This is a genomic window from Novosphingobium sp. HNCC26DJ243 (assembly GCF_057180545.1).
Genome location: NZ_JBXUGN010000004.1, coordinates 135,764 through 156,613, shown reverse-complemented (window position 1 = coordinate 156,613; position 20,850 = coordinate 135,764). Strand labels below are relative to the sequence as shown.

Sequence of the window (20,850 nt, the reverse complement as noted above, 5' to 3'; positions counted from 1 at the left end):
GGTTCAGAGCACCCTGACGGCGAGGGCAGCGCCCGTCCCCTCGGCGCGGGCCAGCGGGTTGCGCAAGGGCAGGGTGAAGGGCGCGGCCTCGATCTCGAACACGTCGCCTACTTGCGTCTGCACGCCATCGGTGAAGGATAGCGTGGCGGTGCCGAAGAAGTGGACGTGGACATCGCCCGGCCGGCGGAACAGATCGTACTTGAAGTGGTGATGCTCGAGATTGGCGAGCGAATGGCTCATGTTGTCCTCGCCCGAGAGAAACGGCTTTTCCCAGAGCGTCGCGCCATCGCGGACGATGCGCACGGTGCCGCGAAGGTCGGTCGGCGTCTCGTCGATCAGCAGTTCGGGGCCGAGTGCGGCGCGGCGCAACTTGGAATGGGCGAGCCAGAGGTAGTTGTGCCGCTCCACCACGTGGTCGGAGAACTCGTTGGCGAGCGCAAAGCCGAGGCGGCAGGGCGTGCCATCGGGCGCGATCAGGTAGACCCCGGCCAGTTCGGGCTCCTCGCCGCCGTCCTGCGCGAAGGCGGGCATGGCGAGCGGCTGCTCCGGGCCGACCAGTTGCGAGCCGTCGCCCTTGTAGAACCATTCGGGCTGCTGGCCGACTTCGCCCGCAGGAGGCTTGCCGCCTTCGAGCCCCTCGAGGAACATGCGCATGGAATCGGTCTTGTGGCTGGCGGCGGCCGCCTCGCGGTGCATCTTGTCGCGCCCTTCGGCCGAGCCAAGGTGGGTGAGGCCCGTGCCCGAGAGCAGAAGATGGGACGGATCTTCATGGTCGATCGGGGCGAGGAAACGCCCCGCGGCGAGTTCGGCGGCCAGATCCATGGCCGCACCTTGCGCGCAGGCACGCGCGACCGTGGCAAGGCATTCCCCCTGGGCAATGGCCCGTGCGGCAAGGTCGCGCGTGGTGGCAACGCCGGTCAGCATTCTGGCGCCTGCCCCCTCGGCCAGGACGACCGACCGCGTGCCATCGTCGGCGCGGTGCTGGAGAAGGCGAAGGGCCATGGTGCAGGAACTCCCGTGAGGTGCGTGCCCGCGCGCGAAGGAGTGGGACACGATTTACTCCGACATATTGATCTTACCCCCGAAACGCAACATTCGTGTTAGTTAGGCATTTCGCGGCGGGGGCGGCGCTGGTAGACGGAGTGCAGGAGGATCGTGGCAATCTTGGAATCCGCGGACAAACAGGTGTCGCCCGAGGCAGACAGCCCGCAGGCAGATGGAAAGGCCCTCGAAGTGAAGGGCGGCGCGGCGCGTGGACCTGGACGCCGGTTGCATGGCGCGCTGGCGCACAAGCTGGGGACCGCGATCCTTTCGGGCGAGTACCAGCCGGGGGACGTGCTGCCGGGCGAGGTGGTTTTTGCCGAGGAGCTTCAGGTTTCGCGCAGCGCCTATCGCGAGGCGATCCAGGTGCTGACCGCCAAGGGCATTGTCGCCAGCCGGCCCAAGGCGGGGACGCGGGTGCTGCCGCGCGAGCGCTGGAACCTGCTTGATCCCGAAGTCCTGGCCTGGGCCTTTTCGGGCGAGCCCGACGTCGGCTTCGTGCGCGATCTGTTCGAGCTGCGCGCGATCATCGAGCCGGCGGCGGCGCGGCTGGCGGCGGAGCGCCGCAGCAAGGACGACGTGCGGATCATGCGCGATGCCCTGGCCGCGATGCGCCGCCACACGCTGACGACCGAGGCAGGCCGGGCCGCCGACCGCGATTTCCACGATGCCATCCTGCGCGCCACGGGCAATCAGGCGATGGTGGTGCTGAGCGCGAGCATCGGCGCGGCGGTGCATTGGACGACGCGCTTCAAGCAGCGCTCCCACGGGTTGCCGCGCAATCCCATTCCCGATCACGCACTGGTCTTCGATGCCATTGCCGCAGGCGATGCGCAGGCGGCGGCCGAGGCGATGGGCGTGCTGGTGCAACTGGCGCTCGACGATACGCGCGCCGCGATGGGATCGGCGGCCGAGGGCTGATCCTGCCACCTGCCGCCCCTTTGTGTCAGGCGGCGGGATCGGCCTGCGGACCGGTCGGGCGCGAACCCCACACCGCGTAGAACAGCACGTAGAGTTCGCAGGCCGCAGTCAGCAGGAACGAGGCCTGCAGCCCGTAGGCATCGGCCAGCCAGCCCTGGACGAAGACCAGCGCGCCCCCCGCGATCGCCATGATCAGCAGGCCCGAGCCTTCCTCGGTCAACGGGCCGAGGCCGCGGATGCCGAGCGTGAAGATCGTGGGAAACATGATCGAGTGGAACAGCCCGACGAGGATAAGTGACCACATCGCGACCGGGCCGGTGGTGAAGACCGTGACTAGCATGACCACGAAGGCGCCGATCGAGAAGGCGGCAAGGACTGTGGACGCATCGACTTTCTGCATGATCGCCGAGCCGAGGAAGCGGCCGACCATCATGCCTGCCCACAGGAAAGTGAGATAGCGGCCCGCATGTTCGTGCGTGAGGTTGGCGATGTCTGGCTGGCTGACGAAGTTGACGAAGAGATTGGCGACGCCGATCTCGGCAATCAGGTAGATGAAGATCGCCGGGATGCCGAACACGAGATTGCGGTGCTTCCACAGCGAGAGTTGCGCGCGCTCCTCGCGGGCGAGGCGGCGGGTGGCCGAGCCCATCGCGGGCAGGGGAAAGCGCGCGATGACCAGTGCAAGCACCACGAGCACGCCGGCGACAAGGCCATAGGGCAGGATCACCGACTGCGCATCGGCAAGGCGTTCGGCCTGGGTCAGCACGGTGTCGGCAGACGCAGTGCCGCCCTTGGACCGGCCAAGGATGAGATAGGCGCCGAACAGCGGCGCGAGCATGGTGCCCGCCGAGTTGAACGCCTGGACCAGATTGAGCCGCGAGGACGCGGTTTCGGGCGTGCCGACGACCGCGACATAGGGGTTGGCCGCGACCTGCAGCAGCGTGATGCCGCTGGCGATCACGAACAACATGACCAGCGTCACCGCATAGGACACGATCGAGGCGGCAAGCGTCATGCCGAGCGCCCCGGCTGCCATGACGAGCAGGCCGATCACCAGCGACTTCTGGTAGCCGACCCGCTCGATCAGCTTGGCTGAGGGGATCGAGGCGAAGAAATAGGCGATGAACCACACCGATTCGATCAGCGTTGTCTGGGTGTAGTTGAGGTCGAACACGCTGCGCAGATGCGGCAGGAGCGTGTTGTTGATGACCGTGATGAAGCCCCACATGAAGAACAGGCTGGCCAGCAGGGTGAGCGCCGGCCCGTAACGGACAGGACCAACCTGCGGGACGGCGGTGCCGTGCGATGAAACCACTGGCGGCATGGCTGGACCGTTCCTCTCTGTTTTGCGCCTGTGATTGCTGCGGGGCAAACCGGCTTGCACACTCTCCATTTGTCGGACTATATATGCGGCGCGCCTGCGTCAATGGGCGAGGCTGCGGCGAAAGGTCAGGGCATGGGGACAGCGGCATGGGGATGAAGGACGGGCCGAACACGGCGGCGGCCCTGGCGCTGGCCAGCGCGGTGCTCGTGCCCCTCTCTGCTCCCTCGTCTGCCCATGCGGTAGAGGCCTTGCAGGAGCGCGCGGGCGCATTGGCCGATGGCACGGCCGTTTCGGCAATCACGCTCAAGGCGGCGAACGGCGTTTCCGCGCGCATCCTCAGCTATGGCGCGACGCTGCAATCGCTGATGGTGCCGGGGCGCGACGGGCAGGTTGCCGATGTCCTGCTCGGCTATGACAGCCTGACGGGTTACGTCGATCATCCCAACTATTTCGGCGTGACGGTGGGGCGCTATGCCAACCGCATCGCCGGTGGCCGCTTCACGCTGGACGGCAAGACCTTTCAGTTGCCGCTCAACAACGGCGCCAACAGCCTTCATGGCGGGACCAGCGGTTTCGACAAGCAGGCCTGGAAAGTGGTCGCGGTAAAGTCCGGCGCTGTGGCGAGCGTGGTGCTGGCGCATGTCAGCCCCGATGGCGATTCCGGTTATCCCGGCACGCTGACCACGCAGGTCACCTATTCGCTCGATGAAAGCGGTAGCCTGACGATCGCGTTCGAGGCATCGACCGACAGGCCGACCGTGGTCAACCTGACCAACCATGCGATCTTCAACATGGCGGGCGAGGGTTCGCCCGGCGGCGCGATGGCGCAGAAGCTGACCATCCCCGCCTCGGCCTATACCCCGGTGGATGCAGGGCTGATCCCGACAGGCGAGCTGCGCGCGGTCGAAGGCACGGTGTTCGATTTCCGGCAAGGGCGGCGCGTGGCCGATGGCCTGCGCGACGGGCGCGACGCGCAGATCGCGATCGGGCGCGGCTATGACCACAATTTCGCGCTCGACAAGGGCGTGACGGCGCAGCCGCAACTGGCGGCGCGGCTGGAGGACGAGGCGTCGGGCCGTGTGCTGGAGGTGCTGACGACCGAGCCGGGCATCCAGTTCTACTCCGGCAATTTCCTTGACGGGACGCTGACGGGCAAGAACGGCCATGTCTATCGCATGGGCGACGGCATCGCGCTCGAACCGCAGAAGTTTCCCGATGCGCCCAATCAGCCCGCGTTCGTTTCGGCGCGGGTCGATCCGGGCAAGCCCTACCGCCATGTGATGATCTACCGCGTGACGACCTCGCGCTGACCCCTTGCGTTTCCTGAGCCCCGGATTTCCTTCAGGCGAAAGCTGCAATGACCGACAAGCCCACAAGCCCCAAGCTGCGTTCGCGCGCCTGGTTTGACAATCCCGACAACATCGACATGACCTCGCTCTATCTCGAGCGCTATCTCAACTTCGGGTTGAGCCTCGAGGAGCTGCGGTCGGGCAAGCCGATCATCGGCATCGCGCAGACCGGCAGCGATCTTTCCCCGTGCAATCGCCACCACATCGTGCTGGCCGAGCGCGTGCGCGAGGGTATCCGCGAGGCAGGTGGCATCGCGCTCGAATTTCCGGTCCACCCGATCCAGGAGACGGGCAAGCGCCCGACGGCGGGGCTGGACCGGAACCTTGCCTATCTCGGGCTGGTCGAGGCGCTCTATGGCTATCCGATCGATGGCGTGGTGCTGACCACCGGGTGCGACAAGACCACGCCCGCGTTGCTGATGGCGGCCGCCACGGTCAACATCCCGGCAATCGCCTTGTCGGTCGGGCCGATGCTCAACGGCTGGCACAAGGGCGAGCGCACCGGCTCTGGCACGATCGTGTGGAAGGGCCGCGAGATGATGGCGAGGGGCGAACTCGACGCCGACGGCTTCATCAAGCTGGTCGCCAGTTCCGCGCCTTCGACCGGCTACTGCAACACTATGGGCACGGCGAGCACGATGAACAGCCTGGCCGAGGCGCTGGGCATGATGCTGCCGGGATCGGCGGCGATCCCCGCGCCCTATCGCGACCGCCAGGAATGCGCCTACCACACCGGCAAGCGCATCGTGGGGATGGTGCACGAGGACCTCAAGCCCTCGGATATCATGACGCTGGATGCCTTTCACAACGCCATCGTCGTCAATTCCGCGATCGGCGGATCGACCAATGCGCCGATCCATCTGGCCGCGATCGCGCGGCATGTGGGCGTCGACCTTCCGCTGAGCGACTGGCAGGATAGGGGCCACAAGGTGCCGCTGCTGGTGAACCTGCAGCCGGCGGGCGAGTATCTGGGCGAGGACTATTACCGCGCGGGCGGCGTGCCTGCAGTGGTAGCGCAGCTGATCGGGCAGGGGCTGATTGCCGAAGGCGCGATGACCGTCAACGGCAGGACGATGGGCGAGAACTGCCGGGGCGTGGCAATCGAGGACGAGCGCGTGATCCGTCCCTTCGCGCAGCCGCTGCTCGACGAGGCGGGCTTCCTCGTGCTGACGGGCAACCTGTTCGATGCCGCGATCATGAAGACCAGCGTGATCAGCCCGGAATTCCGCGCGCGCTATCTGTCCAACCCCGACGATCCCGAAGCCTTCGAAGGCCCCGCCGTGGTGTTCGATGGGCCGGAGGACTATCATCACCGCATCGACGATCCGGCGCTGGGCATCACGCCGCAGACGCTGCTGTTCATGCGCGGTGCGGGGCCGATCGGTTATCCGGGTGCGGCAGAAGTGGTGAACATGCGCCCGCCGGCCTACCTCATCACCGAAGGCGTGAGCGCGCTGCCTTGCATCGGCGACGGGCGCCAGTCGGGCACGAGCGGGAGCCCCTCGATCCTCAATGCCAGCCCGGAGGCTGCGGCAATGGGCGGTTTGGCCTTGCTCAAGACCGGAGACCGCGTGCGGCTCGACTTGCGCAAGGGCCGCGTCGATGTGCTGATCCCCGAGGCAGACCTCGCCGGGCGCCGCGCCGCGCTGGAAGCGGCGGGCGGCTATCCCTATCCTGCATCGCAGACACCGTGGCAGGAGATCCAGCGCGCGGTGGTGGGCCAGCTATCGACCGGCGCGATTCTGGAAGGCGCGGAGAAATACCAGCGCATCGCGCAGACCCGCGGCCTCCCGCGCGACAATCACTAAATCTAGAACGTCCGCTTCACGCTGGCGCCGAAGGTGCGCGGGGTGCCGACGTGGTTGTAGTCGAAGCCGAAGCCCGAAAGGTCGATGCGCGAGGTGAAGTAGGTCCTGTCGGTGAGATTGCGGCCCCATAGCGACAGGGTCCAGTCGCCGTGGGCAAGGTCAAGCCCCGCGCCGAGCAGCGCATATCCGGGCTGGCGCAGGCGCGGGATGTTGACGATCTCGAAGAACTGCGCCGAGGTATAGGCAAGCTCGGCGCGCAGCGTGGCCCGGGTGATGCCGTTATCGAAGGCGGTCCAGTCGGCAGCGGCGTTTGCCGTCAGCGCGGGCGCGTTGGACAGGGTGTGCCCGGTGACGTCGAGCCCGCTGATCGTTCCCTTCGTGGCGCGGGCGTGAAGCAGGCCTGCGCCGAATTGCAGCGACAGGCGCGTCGTGGGGTGGGCCTCGAGTTCGGCCTCGGCACCATAGATGCGCGAACGATCGAGATTGACCAGCGTCTGTGTGGCATCGGCCGGGTCGACCGAGAGGAACTGCTGGTTGCGGTAGAGGTAGTGGAAGCCGGACAGCGAGAGCGACAGCGCGCGCCCGCCAAGCTTGGCCCCGGCTTCGATTGCGGTGATCGTTTCAGGCTTGGCGACGCCGGCCTCGGAGGCGTCGAAGAAGGCCTGCGCGTTGAAGCCGCTGGCGCGATAGCCCCGGCTGGCACTGGCGAAGAGCAGCAGTCCATTGTCGAGACGGTGATCGAGGCCGATCTTGCCCGACAGGTTGCTGCTGGCAAAGCGACGGTCGGTGGGCGCGATCAGCGTGGCGACGAACTGGCCGTCCACGCCGCGGATCTCCGAGGCTAGGCCAAGTTGCGCGCCGGTATCGCGGGTGAAGCGCAAGCCCCCGCGCAGGGTGGTGCGGTCCGTCAGCCCGAGGCGGGCATCGCCGTAAAGCGCGTAGCTTCGCTTTTTCTGATCGAAGCGGTTGGAGATGACGCAGGCCAGCAGGCTGGCGTTGGCGGTGCAATCGTCGACATTCACGCGGCCGTTGCCGTCAACATCGAGATCGGTCCAGAAGTTGAGGTCGGTGGCGTTGAACAGGTCCTCGCGGTGGTAATGCGCGCCAATGATCAGGCTGAGCGGGCCGTCGCCGTCAAAGGTGAGGCGCAGTTCCTGGGCGAATTGCGTGCCGCGATCGGTGTAGGGAATTTCGAGCGCGCGGGTCGGGCTGCCATCGGTATCCTCGGGCACGAACAGGCTGCCCTTGTCCCATCCGGTCACGCTGGTGAGGGTAAGCGCCTCTGTGAGCCTGAACGTGCCGGTCAGCGCGGCAGACCATGTGCGTGCGTGGCGGCGCGGGGTGTAGTTGGACTCGACCTCGCGTATGCCGAGGCCGTCCCGGAAATAGCTGCTGCCCTGCCCGTAGACCTCGTAGACGCCCGCGCCGACGCCGTCCGCGCCGGGGGCGGAGTAGTTGGCGTAGTTGGTCGGGTTCTGCAGACTGGTGGCAAGCCGCAGCGTGAGTTCGGCAGCATCTGATGGTTGCCACAGGAGCGATCCACGAAACCCGTATTCGCGGGTTGCCGAAAGGTCCGGGCCGCCGGGGAGGCGATTGCGGAACCAGCCATCGGCGCGGGCGGCGGTGAAGGCCAAGCGCGCGGCGAGATCGGGTGCGAGGACCACGTTCAGTGCGCCACTGGCCTCGGCACGCGCATAGTTGCCGAGGCCGACTTCAAGATAGCCTTCATCGGCAAAGACGGGCCTGGCCGCGATGTAGTTGATCGCGCCGCCGGTGGTGTTCTTGCCGTAAAGCGTGCCCTGCGGCCCGCGCAGCACCTCGATGCGTTCGAGATCGTAAAGCCCGAGGCCGAGGAAGGCGAAGTTGCCCTTGTAGACCTCGTCGTAATAGACCGCGACGGGCCCTGCCTGATTGAGGCTGAAATCCGACATCGACACGCCGCGCAGGGCGAAGATCGGGGTGTTTTCGCCTACCGTGGCACTGAAGCGCAAGTTGGGCACGCGTGCGGCAAGGTCGTCGGCCTGGGTGAGGCGCGCGGCTTCGAGCGCGTCGCTGCCCAGCACCGAAAGAGAAACGGGAACGTCGGCGGCGCGTTCGGACCGCTTCTGCGCGGTGACGACGATCTCGCCGGAAGGCTCCTCGGCCAGGTCGGGCGCCTGCGCGAAGGCGGGCGTGGCGGTGAGGGCGAAGGCGAGCGGTAGAGCGCAGGGCAGCAGGGCCCTGGGGTAGCTGGACATGGCGGCTCCGGAATGATCCTTGGGCCTCGCCCTAGGCCCGGCGCACTTGCGGGCCTGTAAACCGGGAGCATGCGGTGAACCCTTATGCGGGCCCGATCATAACACTTCGACTTGATAGGGAGCATGAGTAAAAGCATGACATCGGGAAGCGCTTCACGTGGGCCTTGGGCCAAGATGCAGGCTCGGCCCTGTCCACGTCTTGAACCCGGAAAATTCGCGTCAAGCCTTGTCTGACGGCAATGCGCTTGCACCATCTATGAATTCAGCGCGCATCAAGGCCCTTGAGAATGAATTGCGCGAAGGCATCACCAACGTCCTTTGCGGTGAACGGGCCTTCGGGATTGAACCAATGGGCCATCCAGTTGATCGATCCGAACGCAAAGATGGTCGCGAGATTGGCGTCTGTGGCATGAAGCGAACCGTCTGCGATGCCCCTCGCAACAATCTCCTGGAACCATTTCGACACTTCGGCGCGCTTTGCAGCAATCACCTTGAGCATATCGGCATCAAGCGCGTCGAATTCGGTCAAAACAGCAGGAACGCCCTTTTCGCTCGTCGATAATTCGAAATAGCGACGGATCATCGTGGCAATGATCTGCCGAGGGGAATCCGATTGCGTCGTCGCAAATTCCGCCGCTTCTCTTGCAATATCAATTGCAAGAAGGTGACTCTCGTAGAGTACTTCTTTCTTGCTCTTTATATAATAATATAAAGCTCCCTTCGTAACACCAAGGGCGTTCGCAATATCCTCAAGAGAAGTACTGTAGTAACCCTTCTTTTTAAAGGCACGGGCTGCTTCTTGAATAACAGCAATTCTTTTCAGGCGAAACTGCTCATCCTTGTTAAGATTGATATCTTTCCAGGATTGTTGGCTTCTCGACGTTGGCATGACCGCTCCTATGGCAGCCACATTGCGCAAAACGTGTTACGTGTCTAGATTCTTATCGCGAGTGAACTAATTGACTGACGGGTAGAATCAGTTAGATTGCCGCGCAAGAGCCCTGCTGAGATGGGGCTTGACGAGAGAGTGTCATTGAAGGTCGGACTCCGAACCTCAGAAAGTCGACGAGCGATTTCGCATTGAAGTCTGCTTGCCTTGAAGCGCGCCAAAAAAATATTCAGTATAATTCGCGCGCCCCAAACATTGATCCTTTTTTGAATAATGATGTTACCAAGAAAATAGATTTCAAATATTCCTTTGGGGAGGAAAACATGAAATTCACTTCACAAAAGTTCGTATCAGGTCTTGCGGTGGCTGCAAGCATCGCCACGTCGCCAGCCGTTGCTCAAACCACAGAGACCAAAGAAAGTTCGCAAGGTTCGGTCGCGAATGCGCATTCGGATATCGATGCGATCGTCGTGACGGCGCGACGCACATCGGAGTCTCTTGAGAAGGTTCCGGTGGCGGTGACGGCGCTCTCGGCTCGTGACCTCACCGAGCAACGCGTCGTCAATGAAAATGATCTGCAGATCGTCGCAGCGGGACTTACTGCGCGGACCACCAACTCGTCCGAGCAGATTGCTTTTGCGCTTCGTGGCCAGACGCTCGACGCATTCTCTTACAGCGCCCCATCCGTCCTGACATACTTCAATGAGACCCAGATTACCGGCGTTGCGTCCAGTGCTTTTTACGATTTGCAATCCATTCAGGTCGTCAAGGGACCGCAAGGCACTCTGTTCGGCCGCAATGCCGTGGGCGGCGCTGTGCTGTACCAGACCCAACAACCGGATGACGAATTTGGCGGATATCTTCGTGTCGGCTACGGGAACCTCGACAACAAGGAAGCCGAAGGCGCGATCAACCTCCCGCTCGGTGAGGTCGGAGCATTGAGAATTGCAGGTCGTTTCCAGCAGCGGGACGGTTGGCAATACAACCGCCAGTTTGACGAGTCCTACGGCTCGATCAATTCCAAAAGCATTCGCGGGACGCTGCTGCTCAAGCCATCTGTGTCTGTCAAGAATGTCACGACGGTCCAGGTAAGTTCGGGCCGGGGCGAAAGTACATCTTTGAAACTGCAGAGTTTCAACCGGCTGGGCAGTACCGGCCCCAACGGCGCGGCGCTCAACGGCACGGCTGACGCAATCTACAACACTCCGCTCAATGTCCCGGACGGATCGGGCGGCACGATGCCGAACCCGCTTTTCACGCCCAGCGCCTATGCCGAACTTACTCGCCTAGGCGTCACGCAGGGCATTCGCGATTACTTCGACAATATTGAGCCGACGCTTGGCTTCCGCGAGGTGATCACCAATATCCGCCCGGTCTATGCCTCAAATGCAGAAACGGTGACCAACACCACGACGTTCGAAGTCTCGGACACTGCTACCATCAAGAATATTTTCGGCTACAACAATGTTCGATCGGTCAATCTCGTCGATGACGACGGCAGCCCGTTCGAGGTGCTCAATGTCGGCAGTTTCGGCATAGGCGAGAACGAGGGTTTGAAATTCCGCAATCGCGACCTGTCGAACGAGTTGCAGATTTCGGGGACCGCGATGGACAAGCGGCTGACTTATATCGCGGGCGTCTACTATTCGAACCAGGTTCAGCGGCAGAGCATCCCGCTTTCACTTTTCACCGATACCATCATCGCGACGCCTGCCACCGCCTGCCCCCCCGGATATACCATCAGGGGTGATGTCTCCTGCGGATATGCCTTCAAGGTCAAGGATGTTTCCAAGGCGGCATTCGCACAGATCGGCTTCAAGCTGACCGACACTCTTACCGCAAACGCCGGGTTTCGCTGGACGCGGGAAGAAGTGGAACTGGTCCACCGGGCAGACAGCTCCTACGCCCTTCTAGGGGTTCCGGGAGGAAAGATATCGCAGTCCAAGCCTAGCTGGACGATCGGCCTTGACTGGCAGGCTACGCCTCAACTTCTGCTCTATGTCGTCAATCGTGGAAGCTGGCGTACCGGAGGGTTCAACGGCACCTCGGCAACCAACGGCGTGAGCAACGGCTTCAAGGCGGAGACCACCTGGGATGTCGAGTTCGGTGCGAAGTATTCCGGTTACCTGGGTACCATGCCCCTGCGCGCCAACCTTGCCATCTACAACCAGGAGGTGAGCAACGCGATCCGCGCGGTTTACATCGAACTCAGTTCTGTCACAGGCAACGTCAAGAAGGTCAGGATTCGCGGTGTTGAGGCCGACGTGACCATTGCTCCGGCCGAGTGGCTGAGGTTGGGAGGCCAAGTCGCCTACACCGATGCACGCTACACCGATCCCCGTGCCCAGGTCGGCAATGCCACGCTTATCTTCGGACCCTATGCCGATACGCCGGAATGGGTTGGTTCGGCCTATTTTCGCCTGAACAAGAACCTTGCGAACGGCGGGGAACTGGTCCTTCGTGGCGATGTCTTCGGGCAGACTCACTCGTTCTACAGCAATCTGACCGGATCGATCGTACCCGGAGCGCGCTTGCCGGGTTACGCCTTGATCAACGGTCGCGCAGAATGGAACAACATTGCCGGCTCGCAAGTCTCTCTTGCGGGCTATGTGAAAAACCTGACGAACGAAAATTATTTTACCGGTGGCATCGCGCTTGGTCCGATCATCGGCATCAATACGGCTCTTCCAGCCATCGGTCGGACGTTCGGTTTCGAAATGGGCGTGCGGTTCTGATTTGCAGCCTGACCGCCGCCTCAACAGCCCACTGGGCGGCGGTCAGGCCCTTTTTACCTTGCGAGACACTGATCACATCGCAGACCGCGCATGAAATGCGCTTGCCCAGGGCGTCAGGAGCACTTGCTGATCAAGCCCGCCACTACTGCACGCGCCCTGCGCCTCGCCTCACAATGACAAGAAGCTTGAAGCAGCCGTAGGCCGGTAGGAGGCTCACCCGCCATTATCGGGGCCGACGGGCAGTAGGGTAGGGGGCGGCTCCGATCACTCGCGCCGAGATGATGATTTCAGCACGAGCTGGCACAAGTCAGTCTCCAGTTCACGTGGCGTTTCGCCCGCAATCGGCTATCTGCCGAACGAGTTTATTCCCATGGGTCATAGATTTGACCCGTGGGTAGAAATATGTTTCATTAGCTGCAGAAGCGACCGAGTCGAAGAACTCGGCTGCGCGGGCGAGGATAGCAGGAGGTATTCCAATGATTAATCGGCGAACCAAATTTGCAGGCGCGCTCATGGGAGGCATTGCGACGGCGTGCCTAATTGGCACCGCGTCGGCAGCACAAGCCCAGGATTCCGTCAGTCAATCGCCGCAAGACGAAGCCGGAGATCCGGGTTCATCGAGCATGCTGGCCGACATCATCGTGACTGCGCAAAAGAAGAACCGCGCAGAACGGGTGCAGGACGTGCCGCTGGCTATCAGTGCGCTTGGAGCGCCACAGCTTGAAGCCATGCATGTGGTGACGGTGGCAGATCTGGGCGCCTCGGTGCCATCTGTGTCACTCAGTGGCCTCGGAACGCTGCGCGGTGTCGTTGCAGCCAGCATCCGCGGCATCGGCACGAACAGCAGCATTCCCTCGATCGAACCGGCGGTCGGGTTCTTCGTCGATGGCGTCTATCTTGGAACCAATTTCGGTATCGTGCTCGACACTTTCGACATCGAGAGCGTCGAGATCCAGCGTGGCCCCCAAGGCACCTTGCAGGGACGCAATGTGACGGGCGGGGCGGTCATGATCCGGACCAAAAGGCCGGGCGATGCCTTTGCGGCTACGGGGCAGGCTAGTATCGAGACCGGACCGGAATATTCGGTCGCAGGGAGCGTCGAGGGTCCGCTGGGTCAAGGCCTGCGCGCCAAACTTTCGGGATACTATCGCAACGACGAAGGCTGGTTTACCAATCAACGAACCGGCAAGCCTTTCGGCAAGGAAAAGACCTGGTTCGTCCGTCCGACTTTCGTCTTCGAGCCAGTCGACGGATTTGAGCAGACCTTCATTCTGGAAAAGGGGCGCTTGCGCGGCGACGGCACCCCGGTCCAAAACCTGGCGGATCGCAACCAGGGCGGTTTCCAGATCAATGTTGACAATCCGGGCTATACGAAGATCGACTGGAAATCGGCGACTTCGGAGACCAATATCGAAGTGGGCCTAGGCGATGGCGTGATCACCAACATCGCCAATTACCGCACCTTGTTGCAGGATTCCGGTTTGGATGACGGCACCCCGTTGCAGGTCATCAACTTCCGTACCTATCTCGATCAGGAGCAGTTTTCGGACGAGTTGCGCTATGCTGGCCGCTTCTTCGATCGGCTCGATTTCACCACCGGCATCTATTATTTCAATCAGGACTACCAGTACATCGAGAACCGCATTGCCTCCAATTTCGCGGTCAATCGCACCTTCGGTGGCCGGATCAGGCAGGAATCGTTCGGCGTCTTCGCGCAAGGCGAGTTCGACATCACGCCAACCCTCTCGACTACGTTCGGCATCCGCTACAGCACCGAGCGCAAGCGCGCCAAGATCGATCGGCAGCCCACTGGTGCGGGTTTGAGCAACTGCAGCTATGACACCAAGACATGCACGCTGTCGAACGTTCCGATCTTTACCGGAAGCAAGCGGTGGAGCGCCTGGACACCAAAGGTCGGCCTGAACTGGAAGCCTGCCGATAACGCGCTGGTCTACGCCAGCTACAGCCAGGGTGTGCGCAACGGCGGATACAACGTCCGCAACACAAGCGGCAGCTATCCGCCTCCCTACGAGCCGGAAAAGATCAAGGCCTATGAGGCAGGCTTCAAGTTCGATCTGCTGGATCGCAAGCTGCGCCTGAACGGCGCGTTCTACATTAACGACATCACCGATCTGCAGCGCGATGTCGTAATCACTGCCCTGCCGCCTGAGACGGGTCTCATCCAGACCGTCTTCAATGCCACCGACGCCCGCTACAAGGGCCTTGAACTCGAGGCGATCGTCGCACCGGTCGAGGGACTTACGTTCAACATGAGCCTCGGCCATGTCGATCCGCAATACAAGAACATCAAGCTGGACCTGACTGGCGACGGCAAGATCGACGCGAAGGACTATGCGCTGGTGCCGCCGCGCTTGTCTAAGTGGACCTATAATGTGGGCGTGATGCTCGAAAAGCAGTTCATGGAAGATGCGACGCTGCGAGCCAACGTGAACTACGGTTATCGCGGCAGGACGCCTGCGACCGACTCCAACGCGTTCTATGCGGTCAAGCGGCAAATCCTTTCAGGCAACCTGGCGGTTTCTTTGTCGGACGACCGGGTCGAGATCTCGATCTACGGCCGCAATCTCCTGAACAAGAAGTTCGACGGTTTCATATCGCCGCTGAATGCCGCTCAGACATTCATTTTGCGCACGATCGAGGAAGGCCGCAGCGTCGGGCTTCAGGTCAAGTTCCGGCTGGACTGAGGTCTTTCGCGTCCGTCTTTCCGGCCGGTGCCGAGCAGCAAATGCACGGACCGGCCGGAAGATGTGGAACAGTCGAAGATGGACAATGCGCTACCTGATCGTCCTTGCCCATCCCGAGCCGCGCTCGCTTAATGGTTATCTGCGCGATCGAGCCGTGGAGCGCCTGGAAGCTGCGGGCCACGAGGTGGCGCAGTCCGATCTTTATGGGATGGGGTTCAAGGCCGTTCTCGATGCGTCGGACGTTGGGTGCGACGATGGTTCGAGGCTCATCTGTCACGAGGCTTCGCGGCGGGCTTATGATTGCGGCAGGCTATCGGCCGACATTTTCGCTGAGCAGGCAAAACTCCGGGCGGCAGACGTTATCGTGCTGCAATTCCCGCTTTGGTGGTTCGGAATGCCGGCGATCTTGAAAGGCTGGGTGGACCGGGTCTTCTGTTCGGGGTTTGCCATCGGCGTGCCGCGCGCAGACGGGCAGGGGTGGCGACGGTATGGGGAAGGGCCTCTCGAAGGAAAGCATGCCATCCTGGCCGTGACGACGGGAGCCAAGGAGGCGCACCTTGGCCCTTATGGTATCCATGGCCCGGCGCATGATCTGCTGTTTCCGATCAATCATGGAATCCTGCATTACGCCGGCGCCACGGTCGTCGAACCTTTTCTTGTCCATGGGGCTTCGGGACTGGCCATGGACGAGGCAAGCGAGGCAGCAGACCGATACGCGGCGGCGCTGCTGGGCATCCTGGATGCGCCGGTCATCGCCTACCGCAATGAAAACGGTGGCGATTACCGGCGGGGCGTTCTGGAAAACCGGAATGCGAACGCAAGCGGCTTTTCGATCCACGTGCAGGATCGTGCTCGCTCAGCGGCTGAGGAAGACCTCTAGGCGACGTCTCGTTTCTGATTGTCCGGCACATCCGGCAATGGCGCAGCCCTCCGCTTCGAGATGCGACGGGAGAGGCGTGTTCATCGCGGCGCGAAGCAGGCGCTTCGTTTCGGCAACTGCATAAGGCGGAATGGCTGCAAGAGTCCGAGCCAATTCGAGCGCGTGGGTTTGCAGGAGACTGTCATCGACGATTTCGTTCACGAGGCCGAGGTCGAGTGCCATGCGCGCGTCGATTACCGGGTTCAGTGCAAGAATCGAAAACGCCCTTGCGTGGCCCAGCTGGCGTGGCAGCAGCCACGTCAGGCCGGTATCGGGTGAAAGGCCCGAACGGGTGAAGCCCGGAGTCAGACGCGCCGAACGGCCGGCAATGATAAGGTCACCGCAAAGCGCAAAGCCCCCGCCGCCACCTGCAGCCATGCCACTCCACACGGATATTACCGGCTTCGGACTTTCGATGAGAGCCCGCAGCGCCGCATTTACCGGGCGCGCGATCGCCGCGACCTGCGCCTCGATCGCATCGCCCGCGTGCAGCATTTCGCGAAGGTCGCCCCCTACCGAGAAATAGGGACCCTCAGCATCGAGAATTATCGCTCGCGTACTGGCCGCTCCGGTTGCTTCCGAAACTGCGTCGCAGAGGGCCTCTGCCATGGCCAGGTTGATTGCATTGCGGCCCGCTACATCGTTGAGCGTGATGCGGGCCACGCCATCGTCTGAAAGCAGGCGGACAAGCTGCGTCAAAGCCGGAATACCCCATAACCGGGCTCGGCAATCGGCTGGTTGAGTGAGGCCGAGAGACAGATGCCGAGTGCGTTGCGCGTATCGACCGGATCGAGGATGCCATCGTCCCAGATTTCCGAGGTGGCGTAATAGGCGCTTTGCTCGCGCTTGTAATCCTCGAGCACCGGGTCGCGTATCGCCGCAATCTCAGCTTCGGTCAGGCTGCGGCCCTCACGCTCAAGCTGTCTGATCTTCACCTCGCTGAGGACGTTTGCCGCCTGTTCGGCTCCCATCACCGACGTGCCGCCCCCTGGCCAGCTGAAGAGCATGCGGGAATCGAAGGCACGCCCCGACATGCCGTAGACACCTGCGCCGAAGGCTCCATTGCAATTGACCGTAAATTTCGGGACCGAAGCGCCCGAGACGGCCATGATCAGCTTGGCTCCGTCCTTGGCGATGCCCCTGCGCTCGTATTCGCGCCCGACCATGAAGCCGGTGATGTTCTGCAGGAACAGGAGTGGAGTTCGGTTCTTGTCGCACAGCTGGATGAAGTGTGCGCCCTTGAGAGAGCTGTCATTGAACAGCACGCCGTTGTTCGCGAGAATTCCAACGGGTTGGCCCCAGATATGGGCAAATCCGCAGACAAGCGTGGGGCCGTAGGCTGGCTGGTATTCATGGAAACGGCTGCCATCGACAGTGCGCGCGATGACCTCGCGCATGTCGAATACCGTCCGGCTGTCGCGCGGAAGGATGCCATAGAGTTCGTCGGGGTCGTACACCGGCTCTTCGGGCGTGCGGAGGTCGACCGCGGCTTTGGGCTGCCTGGTCCACCGGCCGACGATTTCCCTTGCCAGTGCAAGGGCGTGGGTCTCGCTTGCGGCGGGGTAATCCGCGGTGCCTGACACCGTCGTGTGCATGTCGGCGCCACCCAGTTCTTCTACCGACACGATCTCGCCGGTGGCTGCCTTGACCAGGGGCGGTCCGCCCAGAAAGATTGCTCCCGTGCCGCGCACGATCACGCTGTAATCACTCAACGCCGGGATATATGCACCGCCTGCGGTGCAGTGGCCGAGCACTACCGAGAGCTGTGGAACGCCCATCTTGGACAGGATCGACTGATTGCGAAAGATGCGTCCGGCATAATACCGGTCGGCGAATAATTCACGCTGGAGCTGAAGGAAGCCACCGGCGGAATCGCACAGATGGATCATCGGCAGCCGGTTCTCGATGGCGATGTCCAGTGCGCGCACGATCTTCTTGACCGAGAGCGGATACCACGCACCGCCTTTCACGCTGGAATCGTCGGCGTGGATGACCACTTCCCGTCCGGAGACGATGCCGATGCCGGTGATCTGGCTGGCACCCGGCGATTCACCATCGTAGGCCATGTTTGCCGCAAGCGTCGAAAACTCGAGGAAGGGCGTTCCAGGGTCGAGCAGAAGCTTGAGGCGCTCGCGGGGCATCATCTTCCCTTGCCGCGCAAGCCGATCGATGTCGCGTTGCGGCCTTATGTTGCGGACTTCGTGCTGCCGTCGGCGCAACTCTTCGGCAAGTGCGCGATTGTGCGCAGCATTCTGCGCGAATTGTTCAGATCGCGTGTCAATCTGCGAACGCAGTTGGCCCATGGTCAATCTTCCTTGATCAGCTGGATGAGCACGGCGTCACGGTCGAACGACTGGCCTGCGGAGAAGCCGACGATTTCGACGATACCGTCGCGCGGCGCCTTGATGACGGTTTCGAGTTTCATGCTCTCGATGATCATCAGCGAGTCGTTTGCACGGACGACAGAGCCGGTCTCGACCTGCACGGCGATGACTGCACCCGGCATCGGTGCGCGAATGATGTCATCGGCAGTACCGCTGCCTTCACCGGCATGGTGAAGGACCGGGTCGTGCAGCACCACCTCGTGGGACGCACCGTCGATGTGCAGCCATGCGGCGTCTCCGCGCGTGACCATGACAAGAGAATGGTCGATTCCGTCGACCCGGATCATGCCTCTGCCATCGCCTTCCAGCGTGAGCGCGACATTGTGGCTCTTCCCGTCACTCAGCAGAGAGAATCCGTGGGCGGTCCGCGAGAGCCAAGCTTCGGCGGGATGACCGTCAATGGTAAGAATATGCTGCATCAGTTTCGCCAATCGCCAATGGTTGCGTGGAGAAGCGGAACGGCTTCGGCAGCATCGCGCACGGGCCGCAATGCCAACGAGACAGCCGCCAGAATCCTGGCCTTCGCGGCGGTATCCAGATCCGGTTCGTTGGCCAGATCCGGCTTTTCGGCTATGGTTCCGGTATGGAAATTGCCGGCGCGCACATCGGCGTCCGCAATGAGCCGACGCAGGTAACCTGCGTTTGTCTGGCAACCCAGTACGACTAGTTCTGCCAGTGCTGCGTCTGCGCGATCCAGCGCCTCGGCGCGATCCTTGCCGTGGACGATGACCTTGGCGATCATCGGGTCGAAGGCTGCCGTAACGGCACCGCCTTCGACCACCCCGGCATCCACCCGCACTCCCTGCGGCGGTCGGAATGCGAGGATCGGGCCGGTGGTCGGAGCAAAATCGCGTGTCGCATCTTCAGCATAAAGGCGTAGCTCTATTGCGTGACCCTGGGTCGTGATCTCCGCTTGCGACCGCCCGATCGGCAGGCCTGCGGCGATCCGCAATTGCTCGGCCACCAGATCGATACCCGTCACTTCTTCGGTTACCGGGTGCTCGACCTGAAGCCGGGTGTTGGTTTCCAGAAAGAAGAATTCGCCGCCGCCGTAGATGAACTCTACGGTGCCGGCATTGCAGTAGCCAGCAGCCTTGGCGATGCCCGCTGCGATGTCGCAGATTTTTGCACGTTCGTCGGGACGCAGTCCCGGGGCGGGGCTTTCTTCGATAATCTTCTGGAAGCGGCGTTGAATCGAGCATTCGCGCTCATGGACGTGGACCACATTGCCGTGCGCGTCGCCGAGAACTTGCACCTCTATATGGCGTGGCTGTTCGATGTAGCGCTCTACATAAAGCCGCCCGTCTCCGAAATAGCGCAAGCCTTCGCTGCGGGCCCGCTCTATTTCCTCTTCCAGCAAGGCAAGATCGCGAACGATCCGCATGCCCTTGCCACCGCCGCCTGCCGAAGGCTTGATCAACAGCGGTGTGCCGACGGCGCGGGCCCGTTCGATAAACGTTGCCGGATCGTCGTCCTCGATGGCCGACGGTGCGACGGGAAAGCCGTTGCCTTCAACGAAGGCGCGTGCGCGGACCTTGTCACCCATCAGTTCGATCGTTTCAGGGGAGGGGCCGACGAACACCATTCCGGCATCGGCCACGGCGCGCGCAAATCCAGCGTTTTCCGACAGGAAGCCATAGCCGGGATGAATGGCCGATGCGCCGGCGGCGCTCGCCTTCTGCACGATCTGTGCACCGTCGAGATAGGCAGAGACCGGCGTGCTGCCAGTGATTTCGATGGCAAGGTCGGCCATCAGCACGGCAGGCGTGTTGCGGTCGGCGGCGTGGTAGACGACGATGCCACGCATGCCCAGTTGCTGGACCGTGCGCAGGACCCGTGCAGCAATCTCGCCACGATTGGCGACAAGGACGGATTCGAAAAGGGCGGTCATATGGCTGACAAGCCTCCCAGGAAGGTGGTCGTGACGAAAGCGGCGACCTTTGGAACATCAATTTCGGCAGCAGCGCTGATGTGACGCCAGGCAATATGCTCTATGCCGCCGAACAGCATGTCGCGGACAAGCTTGCGGTCGATATTCGCGGCAATCCTGCCCTCGGCGATCCCGGCCTCGAGAATCGGCGAGAGCAATGCGGTGTATCGGCGGTTAAGGGCCTGCGCCGATGATCCGATGTAATCGTCCATGTTGCGCACTTCCGCGATGAACAGGCGGCAGATGTCCTTGTCGCGGGTGAACACCCGGATATGCTGTTCGATCAGGGCGCGGAGCTTGCGCGGATAATCTGCCTGTGCCGCGATCGCGGCGGTGCTCTCCGCCAATACCTCGCCGTAGAAGGTCTCAAGGACAGCCGACAACAGCTCCCGCTTGCCGTTAAAATAGCGGTAGATCAGCCCGTCACTGGTCCCGGACATGCGCGCAATGTCGCCGATCGAGGTGCGGTCGAACCCGTTTTCCGAGAAAACCACGGATGCGGCCCTGACGATCGCATCGCGCCGGTCCTGCAGATGTTTTGGCGATACTTTCGGCATCCGTCCCCTTCTCCGATCCTTCGTCCCAGAATTTAATGAACCCGATTCATC

The 20,850-nt window shown here is 62.3% G+C and carries 15 protein-coding genes; 6 read left to right on the top strand and 9 right to left on the bottom strand.

What is annotated here, in order from left to right; translation table 11 throughout:
- Positions 1-3: 3 nt before the first annotated feature.
- Positions 4-1,002, bottom strand: a complete 999-nt coding sequence (gene araD1 / locus AC2A04_RS13280) for an AraD1 family protein (RefSeq protein WP_484212826.1) — start codon at positions 1,000-1,002, stop codon at positions 4-6.
- A gap of 231 nt (positions 1,003-1,233) precedes the next feature.
- Here araD1 and AC2A04_RS13275 point away from each other — a divergent pair, with 231 nt between their 5' ends.
- Positions 1,234-1,962 carry a FadR/GntR family transcriptional regulator gene (locus AC2A04_RS13275; protein ID WP_484213008.1) on the top strand — a complete coding sequence of 243 codons (729 nt, stop codon included), beginning with the start codon at positions 1,234-1,236 and terminating at the stop codon, positions 1,960-1,962.
- Between the two features lie 25 nt (positions 1,963-1,987).
- Here the strand turns inward: AC2A04_RS13275 and AC2A04_RS13270 are convergent, their stop codons facing one another.
- On the bottom strand, positions 1,988-3,286 hold the full coding sequence (locus tag AC2A04_RS13270) for a sugar MFS transporter (RefSeq protein ID WP_484212825.1): 1,299 nt from the start codon (positions 3,284-3,286) through the stop codon (positions 1,988-1,990).
- A gap of 152 nt (positions 3,287-3,438) precedes the next feature.
- Between AC2A04_RS13270 and AC2A04_RS13265 the strand changes: the two genes are divergently transcribed.
- Positions 3,439-4,596 carry an aldose epimerase family protein gene (locus tag AC2A04_RS13265; protein ID WP_484213007.1) on the top strand — a complete coding sequence of 386 codons (1,158 nt, stop codon included), beginning with the start codon at positions 3,439-3,441 and terminating at the stop codon, positions 4,594-4,596.
- A 47-nt stretch (positions 4,597-4,643) separates the two neighbouring features.
- The gene (locus AC2A04_RS13260) at positions 4,644-6,443 is read left to right on the top strand and encodes an IlvD/Edd family dehydratase (RefSeq protein WP_484212824.1); all 1,800 of its coding nucleotides are present in this window, start codon (positions 4,644-4,646) and stop codon (positions 6,441-6,443) included.
- 2 nt (positions 6,444-6,445) lie between these two features.
- Here the strand turns inward: AC2A04_RS13260 and AC2A04_RS13255 are convergent, their stop codons facing one another.
- Positions 6,446-8,680 (bottom strand): TonB-dependent receptor, encoded by a 2,235-nt coding sequence (locus tag AC2A04_RS13255; RefSeq protein WP_484212823.1) that lies wholly within the window; start codon positions 8,678-8,680, stop codon positions 6,446-6,448.
- 262 nt (positions 8,681-8,942) lie between these two features.
- Positions 8,943-9,569: a TetR/AcrR family transcriptional regulator gene (locus tag AC2A04_RS13250; protein WP_484212822.1), complete on the bottom strand. Its 627-nt coding sequence runs from the start codon at positions 9,567-9,569 to the stop codon at positions 8,943-8,945.
- A 266-nt stretch (positions 9,570-9,835) separates the two neighbouring features.
- Here AC2A04_RS13250 and AC2A04_RS13245 point away from each other — a divergent pair, with 266 nt between their 5' ends.
- The 3 genes from AC2A04_RS13245 (at position 9,836) to AC2A04_RS13235 (ending at position 15,889) form a co-directional block, all read left to right on the top strand.
- Positions 9,836-12,304 carry a TonB-dependent receptor gene (locus AC2A04_RS13245; protein ID WP_484212821.1) on the top strand — a complete coding sequence of 823 codons (2,469 nt, stop codon included), beginning with the start codon at positions 9,836-9,838 and terminating at the stop codon, positions 12,302-12,304.
- Positions 12,305-12,927: 623 nt separating this feature from the next.
- Positions 12,928-15,009, top strand: a complete 2,082-nt coding sequence (locus tag AC2A04_RS13240; protein WP_484212820.1) for a TonB-dependent receptor — start codon at positions 12,928-12,930, stop codon at positions 15,007-15,009.
- 85 nt (positions 15,010-15,094) lie between these two features.
- Positions 15,095-15,889: an NAD(P)H-dependent oxidoreductase gene (locus AC2A04_RS13235; RefSeq protein ID WP_484212819.1), complete on the top strand. Its 795-nt coding sequence runs from the start codon at positions 15,095-15,097 to the stop codon at positions 15,887-15,889.
- Here AC2A04_RS13235 and AC2A04_RS13230 read toward each other — a convergent pair.
- From AC2A04_RS13230 to AC2A04_RS13210, 5 genes are read right to left on the bottom strand one after another with little or no spacing between them, the layout of a single operon-like run.
- On the bottom strand, positions 15,866-16,627 hold the full coding sequence (locus AC2A04_RS13230) for an enoyl-CoA hydratase/isomerase family protein (RefSeq protein WP_484212818.1): 762 nt from the start codon (positions 16,625-16,627) through the stop codon (positions 15,866-15,868). The two genes, AC2A04_RS13235 and AC2A04_RS13230, sit on opposite strands and share 24 nt — an antisense overlap.
- The gene (locus AC2A04_RS13225; protein ID WP_484212817.1) at positions 16,624-18,237 is read right to left on the bottom strand and encodes an acyl-CoA carboxylase subunit beta; all 1,614 of its coding nucleotides are present in this window, start codon (positions 18,235-18,237) and stop codon (positions 16,624-16,626) included. Before AC2A04_RS13225 ends, AC2A04_RS13230 begins: the two co-directional genes overlap by 4 nt.
- A complete protein-coding gene (locus tag AC2A04_RS13220) occupies positions 18,234-18,731 on the bottom strand; it encodes an acyl-CoA carboxylase biotin carboxyl carrier protein subunit (protein ID WP_484212816.1) in 498 nt (165 codons plus the stop codon). Before AC2A04_RS13220 ends, AC2A04_RS13225 begins: the two co-directional genes overlap by 4 nt.
- Positions 18,731-20,203: an acetyl-CoA carboxylase biotin carboxylase subunit gene (locus tag AC2A04_RS13215; RefSeq protein ID WP_484212815.1), complete on the bottom strand. Its 1,473-nt coding sequence runs from the start codon at positions 20,201-20,203 to the stop codon at positions 18,731-18,733. Before AC2A04_RS13215 ends, AC2A04_RS13220 begins: the two co-directional genes overlap by 1 nt.
- Complete coding sequence (locus AC2A04_RS13210) at positions 20,200-20,799, bottom strand: TetR/AcrR family transcriptional regulator (protein WP_484212814.1); 600 nt, start codon at positions 20,797-20,799, stop codon at positions 20,200-20,202. The genes AC2A04_RS13215 and AC2A04_RS13210 overlap by 4 nt, the downstream gene beginning before the upstream one ends.
- Between the last annotated feature and the right edge of the window lie 51 nt (positions 20,800-20,850).